Below are 14,131 nucleotides of genomic sequence, written 5' to 3' on the forward strand. Positions count from 1 at the left end.
TGCTTTTTTTGTGCCTACTTGTTTGAGCTCAAGGCGCACTAGGTCAGCAGCGCTCGCGACGTGGGAGTGCGTTGCGACAAGGCCGCAGGGCGGCGCGATTTTGCGGCATCTACCTGCACTGGTGAATGTTGAGCGCCATGTTCTAGCTTAAACACCGACAACGCTTTGACCAAGGTCTGGGTTTGCAGGCTCAGACTGCCCGCAGCCGCGGCTGCTTCTTCTACTAACGCCGCATTTTGCTGGGTGACCGTATCCATCAAAGTAATAGCTTCGTTTACCTGAATAATGCCAGCACTTTGTTCACGAGATGCGGAGGCAATCTCATTCATAATCCCACTAACTTTATTGGTTGATCCTAAGATTTCTTTCATCGCATTGCCAGCCTGTGCCGTCAGATTGGTACCCGCATGGATTTTCTCTACTGAGGTATCAATTAGCTGTTTTATTTCTTTCGCTGCGGCGGCACTGCGTTGTGCCAGGCTGCGAACTTCGGACGCTACGACCGCGAATCCGCGTCCTTGTTCTCCCGCCCGCGCTGCCTCCACTGCGGCATTGAGTGCAAGAATATTGGTTTGAAATGCGATTCCTTCGATTATTCCGGTGATGTCGATCATACGTTTTGAAAAGAGATTGATATCCTCCATGGTTTCTACCATTTGTTTTGTGACCGTACCACCTTGATCGGCAATGCGTAAGGCATCGTGTGCCATCGTGCTAGCAATATTCGCATTGTCGGTATTTTGTGAGACGGTTGAGGCAAATTCTTCCATGCTTGCGGCGGTTTCCTCTAAAGACGAAGCTTGGGATTCGGTTCTGCCTGACAGCTCCATGTTGCCGGCTGCTATTTCTTGGGTTGCTACACGTATATGTTCAGAATTTTTTCGCACGTCTCCGACAATCGAGTGCAAATTAACTTTGACTTGACGCAACATTCTGAGCACTTGGCCTAATTCATCTGTTCGATCGGTTTCAATTTTTGCGGTGAGATCGCCGCCAGCCATGATTTTTGCAGCGCTTAAGGCTTGTTGACTAGGACGTACCACGGCTATTTGAAAGCTATACCAAAGATATGCAGTATTGACGAAAGCAAGACCAAGTATGACTGCCATGTTGGTGTTACTCAAAAAGGGTTTAGCTTGGGATAGCAACATGTTGGCAAATAAGCAGCCGATGGCGAGCAAGAGGAGTCCAACATTAACGGCGATTCTTTGACTTATGCTGAAGTTAATTAGCGCATTAAATTTAGTGAGTAGGTTAGATTTGACTACGTTACCCTGGCGTAACTGCAAACGATTTGGATTGCCCTCTTTTAGCTCTTTATATAGTTGTTCAGCTTGACGAATTTGCGCAACGCTGGGTTTGGTTCTGACCGACATATAGCCAGTTGCTTTGCCATTTTCTATGACTGGCGTGACATTGGCATATACCCAATAATAGTCGCCATTTTTACAGCGGTTTTTGACGACACCAGTCCAAGGCAACCCTGATTTAATGGTATCCCACAGATCTGCGAATGCTTCGATCGGCATATCTGGATGCCGCACAATATTTTGCGGAGCGCCAATTAGTTCATCTTCGGTAAATCCGCTGACTTCGATAAAATAGGGATTGGCATAAGTTATATTGCCCTGCAAATCAGTGGTGGAAACGATTGAGTCAGAATCACTGATGTCATGTTCATTTTGAGTAACAGGCGTATTTAATCTCATTTCAGACTTCCTCAAATGTAAGTGTTCACCATCTATAAAAAATAAAACAAAGTATTGGAAAATACTTTTCCCGCTATTTACATAGAGGAAGCTTAAATTTATGTCTTAGTTATAGCTTGATCGACTTCTTGAGATTGCTAGGGCGTGCCTGCGCTTTTTTTTTTGTTTTGTATGGAAATAGTAAGTGGTTTGTTTTTATTTTAAAAATATTTATTGTTAGATTATTTTGTGAACATGTAACTTACACGTAAAGCATAGGTTAATTTTCTTGTGAAAGTTTTTATGCGTCTCTTTTTGAGCTTGATATAAATCAAACTTGAGATATTTCTATGTACGTTATTTTTTCAGAAGTGATGCTAAGTAGAGCGATTGCTTTGAGCACACTACGTTGTACATATCAAATTTACCTAGGGACAGGGCAAGTGGCGTTTATATGGACTATGTTTTGATTTTTTAATTATTCATGCAAATTCTGTGCCAAACAGTGTTCAACGGCGATGGCGATTGATTCAATCGCATGTGCGCGCAATTTGGCTAAATCTATCCACGGATAGCGGACATTGATTAATGCTGAGTGTAAAAAACCTACCATTAAACTCAAACGCAGATCTCTTGCTAACGGCGCTTGACGTAGATCGCCGTTAATTTCAATTGCTACCTGTTCTATCAATGGCAATGCAATGGAAATCACATTTTGGTAGCTGCAAGACATGGTCAATTTTTGGCTATGTTCGCCGCGTACGGTTTGCTCAGACATATATACTAAGCGAAAATTTTCTGGATGCGCCTCCCAATAACTCAAGTTGGCATCAATACTTAAACGCAGACGTTCACGAGCACTACCCGCACCGTCAATCGCCCGCGCAACCTGTATGTGTAGGTCATCTAGTATGCTATCCCACAAGGCAACTAAGAGTTCTGACTTGTCATTAAAGTAATAATACAAACCCATGGCTGACATGCCGACTTGTTTCGCGACTGAACGCATGGTCAGCGCCTCAATTCCATCACGCTTATATATCGTGGTTGCGACTTGAATGATTTTCTCTCTTAGCTGTTTTTGATTTTCTTGGTTGCTGTGACGAGCGCTTCTTCTTTTTAGTGGTGGCGTGATAGCGAGTTGATCCATATGTGATGAGTGCAGATGTTTGGTGCAAGTGTTGAGTGCTGGCAGCAAGAATACAAATGTATACTAATGCCATGGGGATGAGAAATTTTAATGCAAGTGAGGCATTTTATGCATTTAAATTCAATATCGGACTTAAGTTCGGGATCAACTTAGCTTTGATAAGTTACTGAACTTTTTGATATCGATGGATTCTTTCTGGTACGTGTAGAGACAGATGATTAGCCGTGAAAATGAGCGCAATAAAATCCATCAATAAAATTCATCAATACCACGCATCAAAGCAAATTCCGTTAAACTCATCTGACTTTGCCTATTTGAAAGTGCATCATGAGTGATCCTACGAGAAAATTGAATTCTCCTGACTTAACTACGGTTCTATTCGCGACCGGATTTGTTCTAACATTATCTATGGGTGTGCGCCATGGATTTGGTTTTTGGTTGCAGCCGATTTCGCAAGAATATCATTGGACGCGCGAAACCTTTTCGATGGCGATCGCAATTCAAAATTTGATGTGGGGCGTGTTTGGTCCGTTCGCCGGTATGGCAGCCGACAAATTAGGGACTGCAAAAGTTATCGTGTTAGGCGCAATCTTATTTGCACTCGGTTTGTTATGGATGGCCTTAGTGAGTCAGCCGTTGGCATTTATTGTTGGATCGGGCGTGTTGATCGGCGCGGCCTTGGCATGTACCACCTTTGGTGCGGTCAGCGGCATCATTGGGCGCACTGCGCCTGATGCAAAACGTTCTTGGGCTTTTGGGATGTCATCGGCCGCTAGTTCATTCGGTCAGTTTTTTATGATGCCGGTCGATCAGAAATTGATACAACACGCTGGATGGCAAAACGCCTTGTACGTGCTGGCTGCCTTGATGTTAATTGTGATGTTGCCCATGGCGTGGAAGCTACGAGAGCCGCCGCGCGCAGTCGATACCGGCCCACAACAAAGTACGATTGAGGCGGTACGGGAAGCCTTTGCGCATAAGCCATTCCTACTCCTGCTAGCTGGTTATTTTGTGTGTGGATTTCAATTAGTTTTTATCGGTATGAATATGCCCGCCTATTTGAAAGATAAGGGAATAACCGATCCTAGTGTCGCTGTGATTGCCTTGTCCTTGATTGGCTTATTTAATATTTTTGGATCGTATGGTGCTGGAAAATTGGGTGGATTATTCCCTAAGCGTTACCTGTTATCGAGCATTTATCTTAACCGCAGTATTGTGATCGCTTTGTTTATTCTGGCGCCTTTAAGCACTTATAGCGTGTATATTTTTGCAGCAGCGATGGGTTTGCTATGGCTATCAACCGTCCCACTTACCAATGGTGTGATTGCAGGTATTTTTGGTTTGAAATATTTGTCCATGCTGTCTGGCTTCGTTTTCTTTTCGCACCAACTAGGCAGCTTCATCGGTGCGTGGTTGGGTGGTTATATGTATACCAAAAACGGCAATTACGACGCAGTATGGGTGATCGTAATTGGCTTAGGAATTTTCGCCACACTGATCAATCTGCCGATTAACGAAGCCGCAATAGAGCGCGATACAAAATTACCCGCCGCTGTATAAGATCTCGCGATATGAAATTGAAGCCACGAATTCGCAATGCACTGATATCGCTGCTTGTTGGGGCGATATTGGTGTTGGTCTTTTTGGGGTATCTACAACCCGCATTTATCGTCGATCTGGCGAATCGCTATGTGTTTTGTTAGTGTGGCCTAATAAGCCAATCACAACCCAGAAACCGAAATCGCCAACCAACTATCACCCACTTGTTTTTCTACATAGATCTTATCGCCATCTAGACGATAGGATAAGTAACAGCAATGCCGCGGATCGGATAGTACGTCTGGATTTAAGATCACGTAGCAATCGCCGGATGGCTTGCGCACTGAATGTGTGAGGAGTCCTGGATGTCCCTCTCGATGTAAGCGTTTGCCTATTGCTTGCGTGTAGCTGTAGTCCGTTTTGTGCATCAAGCCTGTTTGGCTTTTGTGGAAAGGCCGTAAATCGAGTAGCGCGGCGTCGCAGGCGACGGTGTAGACTTTGCGTTCGATTCGTACATCTCGGTCTTGAAAACCGGCGTCCGCCAATAAACCGTGGTACCAGTGATAGACCGTTTCGTAGGCGCTGGTTTCTATCGACTCGGCGCCATACCAGACTCCGAATTGTCCATCTGAATATCGGCTCGCTTGCCAGTGTTGAAAAGGCCATGTGATCGCATTGAACCAATGTGCGTCTTCAAATGGTCGGTGGATGATGGGCGTTGTGGAAATATAGCTAGGCGGCTTTACCTCTTCCTCGACTTGCTGTGCCAATTCCCAATCCTGCGGTGCATCGCTTAAGTCATCAAATAGATCTTGTGAGGCTTGTAGTGAAACGATATTGCGAAAGACATTTTCATGAACATCGTGGAGTTTTACTTTGGAAAATAAAGTGTGCATGCGAGATTTCGGCCAAATGAGGGAGCTCTAATTTTTATTGGGTAAGGCTAGCGGGAAAAAACTAAATGCCACGCGCGCGATCAAGGTAAGAGCGCACCATCAAGAGCCCAGTAAATCCCCATTCGCGTACCACTTGAACGGGCGACAGATTGTCGAAAGCGCGGTTGCGAGTCGTCATCCATGCATAAGCCAGCTCGCGGTTTTGTGGGAAGAGAAGTCGTAAATTTTTGTGAATGCCAAGCAGATGTCCAACACGTTCATATTGATCGCGATTGGTACCTATTGCTTCGCCTTTACGATAGCGCGTTAAGGTGGCGCGATTGCTGGCGGCAATGCCTAATAAGGCGGCTTGATCTTCGGTAGATAATTGCCAATGATCCATCAGCGTCATGACCATTTTAGCTAGGGCACCACGATCTTCTGATGGGGGCGTGTGTGGTTCTGGGTGACGTAATAACATGGGCATTTGTGTACTCCGGACTTAAGAATCGCTCAGTGACAAAAAACTATATGAATATGGAGCTACTATAGCATTTTGTTTTGATCGAAACAAATTTTGTTTCTTTTGGTGCACTTCGTTTGTGTTTTAATTGTTTTTTATGTATTTCTATCTGTCGTCTCAATAATTTGGGCGAGGAGATATCGACTCATTTTTCTTGATCGGAGTCGCTATAATCGCCTTTTAGAATTGTCTGTCATACCTAAGGGCCTGATTGATGTGCGGAAACTGTTATTTATCTTGTCGGGAGCAATAAATGAAATACTGGCTAATGAAATCTGAACCCAGCGAAGTCAGTATTGACGATGCATTGCGTATTGGCGCTGCACCTTGGTTTGGGGTGCGTAACTATCAGGCGCGTAATTTTATGCGGGATCAAATGCAGGTCGGAGATGGTGTGCTGTTTTACCATTCTAGTTGTGATGAGCCTGGGGTAGTCGGGATCGCAGAAGTGGCCAGCACACCGTATCCTGACGCGACGCAATTTGATGCGAGCAGTCATTATTATGATCCGAAGGCGACACCAGAAAACCCGCGTTGGATCTTGGTCGATGTGAAAGCAATCCGCAAAACGCGTGTACTGAGCTTGGCAGAAATGCGCGCGAATGAAGATTTGGCGAGTATGGTGGTATTGCAGAAAGGGAGTCGTCTCTCGATTACTCCCGTCACCGCAGTAGAATGGAAAACCGTGCTGAAGCTTTTAGATAAAAAATAAAACTCAGTTTTGGAACTGCTGCCTGAGGATATTTTTTTGTACTTTCCCCATGGTGTTTCTTGGTAATTCTTTCACGAAGAAAACTTGCTTCGGCACTTTGAAGTTCGCGATCTGTGATTTTAAGCGTGCGCTGACGGTTGCTGAATCTAGCGTGGCGGTATTCTTTAAAACAACCACGGCGCAAACTGCTTCACCAAAATCGGCATGTGGTAAACCAATGACAGCAGACTCAAGCACTTCTGGCATTTCGTCAATGACGCTTTCGATTTCTTTTGGGTAGACATTGTAGCCACCCGAAATAATTAAATCCTTGCTGCGTCCGACGATACTCAAGTATCCGCCACTATCAAACTTACCGACATCGCCGGTGCGGAAGTAGCCATCCGGTGTAAATTCCTCGGCGGTCTTTTCTGGCATGTGCCAGTAGCCCTGAAACACGTTAGGGCCTGTGACTTGGATATCGCCAATCTCACCGACGCTACAAACGACTCCTTCAGAATTGACTACGCGCACCTGAACACCAGGCAGAGCTAGCCCAACTGTGCCGCCTTTTCGTTGTCCTGTATATGGATTGGAGGTTAGCATGGTGGTCTCGCTCATACCATAGCGTTCCAAGATCGTGTGTCCGGTACGTTGCGTGAAATCTAGGAAGGTCTCCATTAACAAAGGCGCAGAGCCAGAGATAAACAGTCGAACCTTGGCGCACAGCGCTTGATTGAGTCTATCGTCTTGCAACAGCCTCACATAGTAGGTCGGGACGCCCATCATCACCGTTGATTGTGGTAAATAATGAAGCACCAAATCTGCATCGAACTTCGGCAAGAAAATCATCTTGCTGCCGTTCAGTAATGCGCCATGAGAGGCGACAAATAATCCGTGTACATGGAATAAGGGCAGGGCATGCAGCAGCACATCGCCGTCTTGCCAAGCCCAAGCATCTTTTAGCACTTTCGCATTAGAGGCGAGATTGTCATGGCTGAGCATCGCGCCTTTGCTGCGTCCTGTGGTGCCTGAGGTGTACAGTATTGCCGCTAGATCGTCTGCTTGACTTTGTACCGTGATAAATTGGTCAGACATGGGGGTGGCACGATCAAGCAGGCTCCCACGATTATTTCCCAGTGCTGGTGCGTCTAAAGTAAAGACGTGCTGGCTACCTGATTGAAATGCGATCTGAGAAACCCAGCCAAAATTTTGCGGAGAACATACGACCACTTCTGGTGCTGCATCTTGTATGAAGTAGGTAATTTCAGCGTGCTGGTAAGCCGTATTTAGCGGTAAAAAAATATAGCCAGCGCGTAAAGTGGCGAGATACAAAATCAGTGCTTCAGGCGATTTTTCTACCTGAACCGCGATTCGGGCACCAGGACTTAAGTCTAGGCTACACAGTAAATTGGCCAACTTGGCACTGGCACGTTCGACATCAAGCCAGGTGTAGTAGCGTCGATCGTGCGTTTCTATGCAGCACTGACTTAAGTCTGACGGGAAATGTTCTGAAAATAGTGCGTAGAGATTGGCGTTCATAGAAAAGCAATGAAAAATGTTGATGCTATTGCGGTCACTAAATTATGTTAGCTAAGCTACTATTTACCAGTGAATTCTGGCGTCTTTTTGGCGAGAAAACCGAGTATGCCTTCTTGATAATCGCTGGTTTCCAAAAAAGAGAAGGCATCGAGTTGTTCTTGTTCGGTCAGTGGTGCAGGCATGAAGCTGAGACGGCGCATGATTTTCTTATTGATACGAGCAGCCAGCGGTGCGCCACGGGCGATTCTCTCTGCGGTTTCTAAAGCTTCTAATGGCACATTATCGGAAAGCCTTTGTACTAAGCCCTTATTTTTTGCTTCAATGGCATTTAAGATTCTTCCTTCCAGCAAAATTTCTAAGCTGACTGCCTTGCCAACCAAGGCTAATAAACTTTGCATTTCTTGTGGTGCTAAGGGAAAACCTAGTTTATTAATAGGAATACCAAATCGTGAGTTGGGAGCAGCGATACGAATATCGCTTGCGATTGCGATTTCTAATCCACCGCCCACGCATACGCCCTCAATCGCCGCAACGACAGGATGTTGGCATTCACTAATGGCTTTGAGCGCCGCTGCGATCACTTGATTGTGGTAACGCATACCATCGGCCAAAGTATTGCGTACGGTAGCAAATTCTTGTACATCGGCACCTGCCGCAAAATTACGATTGGCGCCACGGATGATGATGCAACGTAATTCAGTATTGCGATCTAGCTCAGTGAAATGCTTAGTGAGTGCATTCCACATCGCCATATTGATGGCATTGAGTCGTTCTGGATTAGAGATCGTAACGTAGGCAATCTTATCTTGAGTTTCGCAAATAATTTGACCTTGCTCGATCGCTTGTTCACCTATTTGTTCGTCTATTTGGGGCGCAGTGTTGCCCACAGTTAGGTGTGAATTATGAATATCAGGCATGGGCTTCTCTTCCGTACTTCACATTATTTGTTCTTGTGCGATTTAGGTTTTTTTGGACTGGGTTTTTCGCTACTGGGCTTGGTTGTCTTGGGTTCGAATTTAGCTTGATAGGCTAGCCAGAGCAATAACAGTCCGCCAACGATCATGGGTAAGGACAGCATTTGTCCGGCAGAAATGCTGAAACCCGCCACATGTACCTCATAGTCTGGCGTGCGAAAGTATTCGGTGAAGAAACGTGCGCAGCCATACAAGCAGACGAATACAGCACCGACCGCCAGTGCTGGGCGCGCCTTACGTGCATAGATCCAGACCAGAATAAATAGTAGCAGACCATCGACTAAAGCCTGATAAAGCGGCGATGGATGCACAGGGTAGTCTATGCCTGGCCATTTCATAGCCCAAGGCAAATCACTGGAGGCGATACGGCCAGGTAATTCATGATTAATAAAATTACCGATGCGTCCTGCGGCATAACCGAGAGGGACTAAAGGCGCAATAAAATCATAGACATGAACCAGCGGCATTTTTGCATTGCGAGCCCATAAGCTCATCGCGATTAGCACGCCCAAAAATCCACCGTGAAAGGACATACCACCTTTCCATACCATGAGAATTTCGAGAGGATTGGTGAGGTAGTAGCTCAGATTGTAAAACACGACTTCACCTAACCGCCCACCTAGCACGACCCCTAATACGCCGTAAAACAGCATGTCGTCTATGTGTTCTTTGGTCCAGCCAAGGGCGGCGATATGAGGTTGTTTTAGACGTACTCGACCCAGCGCGACAAACTGTGCGAAGGCGACTAAGTACATCAGACCGTACCAATGGATATTGAGAAAACCGAGTCGGATTGCAACGGGGTCGAAGTTGGGATGTTCCAGCATAATTGATTTATAAAAGATCTAAAAAAGCCTGCAAGGCAGGGGAGGTGTTATCTTTGCGCCAGGCTACGCCAATTTCTACGCCTGCATGAATAGATGAGGGCGCGAGTGTATTTGGGTTTGCGTGTTTGTTGGCATCTTTGCGTGTTTTTTTTGTCGCTTGATTTTGGTTTAGCGGATAGTAAATCACGCCCGGACGTTTTAAATTAGAAACGGATTCTGGTACTAAGGCCATCCCCATCGATGCAGAGACCAAGGCGATAATGGTTTGCATTTGTATCGCTTCTTGTGACACTACGGGTGTCAATCCCACTTTTTCAAAACAGGACAAAATACTGTCGTGCAAAGCAGGCGCAATTTTGCGCGGAAAAAGGATTAATGGCAAATCTTTGTAAGTCGCTAAATCGTTGGGGTTGGCGCGTTGTGCCTCAGACTCGGGTATGGCTAAGATCAAGGCTTCACTACGCACTTTTTTGTAGTGGATTTGCGCGGTTAGTGACGATGGAATCGGTGGGATTAAAAAGCCTAAATCAATCTCTGACTTTTCCAGTAAGACTAATTGCTTATCGCTGGTGGCTTCATTTAACTCAATTTTAACTGCTTGATGGCTTTGTCTGAATTTGCGCAGAACTAGCGGCAATATGCTGTAGTCCGCGATAGATATGAACGCCAAACGTAGCTCTCCCGTTTGTCCATTAGCAGCACGTTGAACGATGTCAGGAAGTAGCTCTGCTTGTGCAAGTAAACGCTTGGCTTCGGGCAGTAAAGCTAAGCCTGCTGCACTCAATTGAATGTGTCTTGTCGTGCGAATAAATAAGGCTGCATTAAGCTGGGCTTCTAAGCCTTGTATCGCTTGAGAAAGCGGTGGTTGCGTCATATGCAAACGTAGCGCCGCGCGACCAAAATGCTGTTCTTCTGCGACTGCTACAAAATATCTGAGTTGACGCAGTTCTATCTGCATGACTTAATGCGAACGATCATGGATGGGCTGGATAAATTGATGAACTAAGTGGGCTCAGTAAGTAGATTAACTAAGTGCTGCGTCTCAATAAAATTTAGCGTTTCTGAATCGGTCAGAATAGGCTTGAATCGGGGTGCCCAATTTACTTTTTTTTGCTTTCTTTGAAATTGCGTTTCAAGCGTTCATCTTGCATTTTTTTATGGTGCATATCATCTTTGCGTTTGTCCAACCCCAGCATGCGTTCGAGAAATTCAAACCAGATAAACGCGGCAAATGCGAATCCATTAATCCACCACCACGACACTTGTTCCATAAAACTCACTTCGAGCAGTTTTAATGCGTAGAGGATGACGATAGGAATAATCAGGAACATAGTTGAAAATCTTTGAAAAATGAATGGGTGACCTTGCTAAGTGAGTGTTCATCATAGGCATATTCCAGACTTAGGTCAACCAAACGAAATTTAGCGACGTTGGAAGGCTCGGTAAATCGTAAAAAGCAGTAGAATATCTGTACCTCAAATTTGACTAGGAGATTTTGATGAAAACAGCACTTATGGTGATCAGTAGCGCGGCTTTGTTGGTATCTGGTTCTGCGATGGCGAATGCTGATTTGGCGAAAGCAAAAAATTGTATGACTTGTCATAGCGTTGACAATAAAATTTTGGGACCTGCATTTAAAGACGTTGCAAAAAAATACGCAGGTGATAAAACTGCAGCGGATAAACTGGCAACTAAAGTTATTAAAGGCGGTAGCGGCACATGGGGCGCAGTACCTATGCCAGCAAATGCTCAGGTGTCTCCAGCAGAAGCAAAAACTTTAGTAACCTGGGTTTTGTCTTTGAAATAAAAATAGTTAATTCTTAGGCTTGCTAATTCGTCGTTTTGACGAGTAATTAGTTAGCATTAGTTATGCATTGTTTATGATTAATCAGTACGATGAATAACACTAAGCTCGGCATCCTGAGTGCCGAGCTTTTTTATTGAGTTTGTAGTTTTAACTTTGTACATCTTTTTGTTTACGTATCTGTCTAATTTGTTATGGCCAAATTTCATACTCTCGATAAAGTAGATCGCAAATTACTCAATTTGCTACAAAAAGATAACCAAGTCGCGACTCGTGTTCTGGCTGAGAAACTTCATATTTCTCAGCCAACTTGTTTGCGTAGAATTAAGGCGCTGCGAGACGCGGGGATTATTAATGCCGATGTTGCCATGGTTGATCCATTTTCTCTTGGTTATGGCATGCTTGCTTTCCTTGAGATTTCATTGACCAACCAATCCGACGAGCATATGCGTGATTTTGAGGCGTGCATGAATCACGAACCGGAAGTAATGCAATGCTACTTCGTATCAGGTGAAATTGATTATTTTTTAGTGATCCATGTGGTCGACATGGAGGCTTATTATCAATTCGTGCGGCGCGCCATCTCTGGGTCGGGTAACGTGCGGCATTTTCACTCACGTTTTCCTATGAAACGAGCGAAGTTTTCTACGCGCATTGCTTTTGATGAAAAAATGCCAGAGTTGTCGGTACGTGTCGCGAAATAAATTAGGATCAATACGCGAGACCTGAGACCTTAAGCCTTACACTAAAGTGATTTCTTAGTGCTAAGGCTTATGACTTTTTAGCTTACTCAATTCTTGTGTGACCGCCCGTGTGATGACTTCTTCTAGGCTTTGTCGCAGACCCGCACGAATATCGTCGGCAAGCTGATCGACCGCACTCTGTAATACTTCAGCCAGACTATCGCGCACTCTATGTTCTAGGACAAAATCAACGCGCGCCAATACTTGACGCAGTACATTTTCTTTAAGCTTGTGCTCCATTTGTAGCCACGCTTCAGTACTCATGTTATCGCAATTTTGGACGGCAACTTGTTCTTGTTTTACCTCTTCAAAGAATTTGCCTTGAGTTGCTGGTGCTGATATTGGTGCAGGCGCTGCTTTAGGCACACTAATCGAATTAGTCGGAGAAATTGGTTTCGACATCGCTGCCGTCGCCGTTGCTGTGTTTATATTCGCCACCGGTGATGCTGGTGCTGTGGGGCTTTTAATGTCGGGCGTAGGGCGTACAGATGTCGCAGGTTTATTTGGCGCCGATGAGGTTGGTTGCGCAGTTGTTTGACGCTCAGTAGTCGCTGGCGTCGTTGGCGCAATGACTTCGGTCAAAACAGGAATACTGGAATCAATTTGATCATTCATGATGCGTTGGCGACGGTGTGAGTAGGCTTGATACCCTGTTGTTGATAAAGGCGGAAGCGTTGCCGTCCCGCATTGGCATCTTGTTCTTCGCTCGATACGATTTCTATCACGCGTTGAAAGCTTTGAAATTGCAATGGTAAAGACTGACTGAGATTGACCAATAAATCATGGTGCGGTGATGGCGCCTCTTGGTCTGCGCTTATCACAATTGGGCTCTGGGTTGCCAGAGGATCTTCGATAAGTGTGTGAGGTAAAAAATCGCTGGCAGAAAAACTCCATAAAGCTCGATCTAAAGATTGCGCCTGCGCCAAATCTTGACTCAATACCAGAATCTGACAATTCGCCGCCCGCGCCTTTCTGATGAGGCGGCAGGCATAGTGAATTTTGTCGCTCACTTGACTATGAAAATCTACTCGAGTCATTTTAGATTATTTAAATTCTCAAATTCAGTTTGCTTGGCTTAAAAACGAATACCGGTCGGTGACGCGGTGCGCGGTTTTACTTGCTCACTTGTTTTTTCTGCTTTGTCTTTGTTGTCAACGGGTGCTGGCGGTGCTGCTGGTTCCGCTGCTGGATAGCGATAGTCTTTGGGAAGTACACTGGTTTCTGGGTAGCCAGCAGTGCTTAAGGCTGTGCGCCATTCGACACTGTCAAAGCCTGCAAACTTTGCTCTACTAATTAAAAGTAGAGGCAATTGAGTATCACCGCTGACTTGACGAAGTTTTTCAACATCGTCTTTCGTGTCCACGGTTTTCTCAGTGAAGGGAATACCATTTTGTTTCAACATGCTACGTGCTTCATTGCAGATGCCGCATGGTGTACTAGGCAGTGTTACATACAGCGTGACAGGGTTTTTACGAGTCGCCACTTCTAATTCCGGTGGTAGTCGGACATTAGATTGCTGCCCGGCACCTTCAGTCGATTTGCTGAGTAATTTTTTCGCATTGGCTGGTGGCGGCGTATCGCTGTAAACGGTTTTTCCGTTCGGGCCTATCCATTTATACATCTGTGCTTGAGCGATGTTAGTCATCGAGGTCGCAGCGCAGAGCAGCAGTGCGGTGGCTAGCAAGCTAATTGGCGAATAATCAGTTTTTTTGACTATTTTTTCTGTCGTGGTAACGTCATGAGGAAGGTGCATTGCGATAATCTCCAAATAGACT

The 14,131-nt window shown here is 45.4% G+C and carries 16 protein-coding genes; 4 read left to right on the plus strand and 12 right to left on the minus strand.

What is annotated here, in order from left to right; translation table 11 throughout:
• Positions 1-38 precede the first annotated feature (38 nt).
• Positions 39-1,709: a methyl-accepting chemotaxis protein gene (locus tag ACFFJH_RS00455; protein ID WP_390209301.1), complete on the minus strand. Its 1,671-nt coding sequence runs from the start codon at positions 1,707-1,709 to the stop codon at positions 39-41.
• Positions 1,710-2,166: 457 nt separating this feature from the next.
• Positions 2,167-2,838 (minus strand): TetR/AcrR family transcriptional regulator, encoded by a 672-nt coding sequence (locus tag ACFFJH_RS00460; protein ID WP_390209302.1) that lies wholly within the window; start codon positions 2,836-2,838, stop codon positions 2,167-2,169.
• 327 nt (positions 2,839-3,165) lie between these two features.
• Here ACFFJH_RS00460 and ACFFJH_RS00465 point away from each other — a divergent pair, with 327 nt between their 5' ends.
• Entirely contained in the window at positions 3,166-4,398 is a 1,233-nt protein-coding gene (locus ACFFJH_RS00465) for an MFS transporter (protein ID WP_390209303.1), read from the plus strand.
• Positions 4,399-4,559: 161 nt separating this feature from the next.
• On the opposite strand, the gene ACFFJH_RS00470 is transcribed toward ACFFJH_RS00465, so the two are convergent.
• Positions 4,560-5,273, minus strand: a complete 714-nt coding sequence (locus ACFFJH_RS00470; RefSeq protein ID WP_390209304.1) for an RES family NAD+ phosphorylase — start codon at positions 5,271-5,273, stop codon at positions 4,560-4,562.
• A gap of 61 nt (positions 5,274-5,334) precedes the next feature.
• Positions 5,335-5,739, minus strand: a complete 405-nt coding sequence (locus tag ACFFJH_RS00475) for an MbcA/ParS/Xre antitoxin family protein (protein WP_390209306.1) — start codon at positions 5,737-5,739, stop codon at positions 5,335-5,337.
• A 289-nt stretch (positions 5,740-6,028) separates the two neighbouring features.
• On the opposite strand from ACFFJH_RS00475, the gene ACFFJH_RS00480 reads away from it, so the two are divergent.
• Positions 6,029-6,487 (plus strand): EVE domain-containing protein, encoded by a 459-nt coding sequence (locus ACFFJH_RS00480; RefSeq protein ID WP_390209307.1) that lies wholly within the window; start codon positions 6,029-6,031, stop codon positions 6,485-6,487.
• Between the two features lie 3 nt (positions 6,488-6,490).
• Here ACFFJH_RS00480 and ACFFJH_RS00485 read toward each other — a convergent pair whose 3' ends face one another.
• From ACFFJH_RS00485 to ACFFJH_RS00505, 5 genes are all read right to left on the minus strand, one after another.
• On the minus strand, positions 6,491-8,008 hold the full coding sequence (locus ACFFJH_RS00485) for a malonate--CoA ligase (RefSeq protein WP_390209309.1): 1,518 nt from the start codon (positions 8,006-8,008) through the stop codon (positions 6,491-6,493).
• Between the two features lie 59 nt (positions 8,009-8,067).
• On the minus strand, positions 8,068-8,925 hold the full coding sequence (locus ACFFJH_RS00490; RefSeq protein WP_390209310.1) for an enoyl-CoA hydratase/isomerase family protein: 858 nt from the start codon (positions 8,923-8,925) through the stop codon (positions 8,068-8,070).
• Between the two features lie 23 nt (positions 8,926-8,948).
• Entirely contained in the window at positions 8,949-9,809 is an 861-nt protein-coding gene (gene lgt, locus ACFFJH_RS00495; protein WP_390209311.1) for a prolipoprotein diacylglyceryl transferase, read from the minus strand.
• A 7-nt stretch (positions 9,810-9,816) separates the two neighbouring features.
• The gene (locus tag ACFFJH_RS00500) at positions 9,817-10,767 is read right to left on the minus strand and encodes a LysR family transcriptional regulator (protein ID WP_390209312.1); all 951 of its coding nucleotides are present in this window, start codon (positions 10,765-10,767) and stop codon (positions 9,817-9,819) included.
• A 142-nt stretch (positions 10,768-10,909) separates the two neighbouring features.
• Entirely contained in the window at positions 10,910-11,140 is a 231-nt protein-coding gene (locus ACFFJH_RS00505) for a TIGR04438 family Trp-rich protein (RefSeq protein ID WP_390209314.1), read from the minus strand.
• 167 nt (positions 11,141-11,307) lie between these two features.
• Here ACFFJH_RS00505 and ACFFJH_RS00510 point away from each other — a divergent pair, with 167 nt between their 5' ends.
• Positions 11,308-11,616: a c-type cytochrome gene (locus ACFFJH_RS00510; protein ID WP_390209315.1), complete on the plus strand. Its 309-nt coding sequence runs from the start codon at positions 11,308-11,310 to the stop codon at positions 11,614-11,616.
• Between the two features lie 191 nt (positions 11,617-11,807).
• On the plus strand, positions 11,808-12,317 hold the full coding sequence (locus tag ACFFJH_RS00515; protein WP_390209316.1) for an Lrp/AsnC family transcriptional regulator: 510 nt from the start codon (positions 11,808-11,810) through the stop codon (positions 12,315-12,317).
• Positions 12,318-12,377: 60 nt separating this feature from the next.
• Here the strand turns inward: ACFFJH_RS00515 and ACFFJH_RS00520 are convergent, their stop codons facing one another.
• The 3 genes from ACFFJH_RS00520 to ACFFJH_RS00530 are packed head-to-tail and all read right to left on the minus strand — an operon-like array spanning position 12,378 to position 14,109.
• On the minus strand, positions 12,378-12,971 hold the full coding sequence (locus ACFFJH_RS00520) for a hypothetical protein (protein WP_390209317.1): 594 nt from the start codon (positions 12,969-12,971) through the stop codon (positions 12,378-12,380).
• Entirely contained in the window at positions 12,968-13,393 is a 426-nt protein-coding gene (locus ACFFJH_RS00525) for a DNA polymerase III subunit chi (protein ID WP_390209318.1), read from the minus strand. The genes ACFFJH_RS00520 and ACFFJH_RS00525 overlap by 4 nt, the downstream gene beginning before the upstream one ends.
• Positions 13,394-13,431: 38 nt before the next feature.
• Entirely contained in the window at positions 13,432-14,109 is a 678-nt protein-coding gene (locus ACFFJH_RS00530; protein ID WP_390209319.1) for a DUF4124 domain-containing protein, read from the minus strand.
• Between the last annotated feature and the right edge of the window lie 22 nt (positions 14,110-14,131).

This window comes from Affinundibacterium danionis (genome assembly GCF_042432465.1).
GTDB lineage: Bacteria > Pseudomonadota > Gammaproteobacteria > Burkholderiales > Burkholderiaceae_D > Undibacterium > Undibacterium danionis.

Excerpts from the sequence above, each read along its gene's own strand:
- ACFFJH_RS00530 (WP_390209319.1), bottom strand. The coding sequence starts at position 14,109 with ATGCACCTTCCTCATGACGTTACCACGACAGAAAAAATAGTCAAAAAA.
- ACFFJH_RS00460 (WP_390209302.1), bottom strand. The coding sequence starts at position 2,838 with ATGGATCAACTCGCTATCACGCCACCACTAAAAAGAAGAAGCGCTCGT.
- ACFFJH_RS00485 (WP_390209309.1), bottom strand. The coding sequence starts at position 8,008 with ATGAACGCCAATCTCTACGCACTATTTTCAGAACATTTCCCGTCAGAC.
- ACFFJH_RS00510 (WP_390209315.1), top strand. The coding sequence starts at position 11,308 with ATGAAAACAGCACTTATGGTGATCAGTAGCGCGGCTTTGTTGGTATCT.
- ACFFJH_RS00505 (WP_390209314.1), bottom strand. The coding sequence starts at position 11,140 with ATGTTCCTGATTATTCCTATCGTCATCCTCTACGCATTAAAACTGCTC.
- ACFFJH_RS00465 (WP_390209303.1), top strand. The coding sequence starts at position 3,166 with ATGAGTGATCCTACGAGAAAATTGAATTCTCCTGACTTAACTACGGTT.
- ACFFJH_RS00515 (WP_390209316.1), top strand. The coding sequence starts at position 11,808 with ATGGCCAAATTTCATACTCTCGATAAAGTAGATCGCAAATTACTCAAT.
- ACFFJH_RS00475 (WP_390209306.1), bottom strand. The coding sequence starts at position 5,739 with ATGCCCATGTTATTACGTCACCCAGAACCACACACGCCCCCATCAGAA.
- lgt (WP_390209311.1), bottom strand. The coding sequence starts at position 9,809 with ATGCTGGAACATCCCAACTTCGACCCCGTTGCAATCCGACTCGGTTTT.
- ACFFJH_RS00490 (WP_390209310.1), bottom strand. The coding sequence starts at position 8,925 with ATGCCTGATATTCATAATTCACACCTAACTGTGGGCAACACTGCGCCC.
- ACFFJH_RS00455 (WP_390209301.1), bottom strand. The coding sequence starts at position 1,709 with ATGAGATTAAATACGCCTGTTACTCAAAATGAACATGACATCAGTGAT.
- ACFFJH_RS00500 (WP_390209312.1), bottom strand. The coding sequence starts at position 10,767 with ATGCAGATAGAACTGCGTCAACTCAGATATTTTGTAGCAGTCGCAGAA.
- ACFFJH_RS00470 (WP_390209304.1), bottom strand. The coding sequence starts at position 5,273 with ATGCACACTTTATTTTCCAAAGTAAAACTCCACGATGTTCATGAAAAT.
- ACFFJH_RS00480 (WP_390209307.1), top strand. The coding sequence starts at position 6,029 with ATGAAATACTGGCTAATGAAATCTGAACCCAGCGAAGTCAGTATTGAC.
- ACFFJH_RS00525 (WP_390209318.1), bottom strand. The coding sequence starts at position 13,393 with ATGACTCGAGTAGATTTTCATAGTCAAGTGAGCGACAAAATTCACTAT.
- ACFFJH_RS00520 (WP_390209317.1), bottom strand. The coding sequence starts at position 12,971 with ATGAATGATCAAATTGATTCCAGTATTCCTGTTTTGACCGAAGTCATT.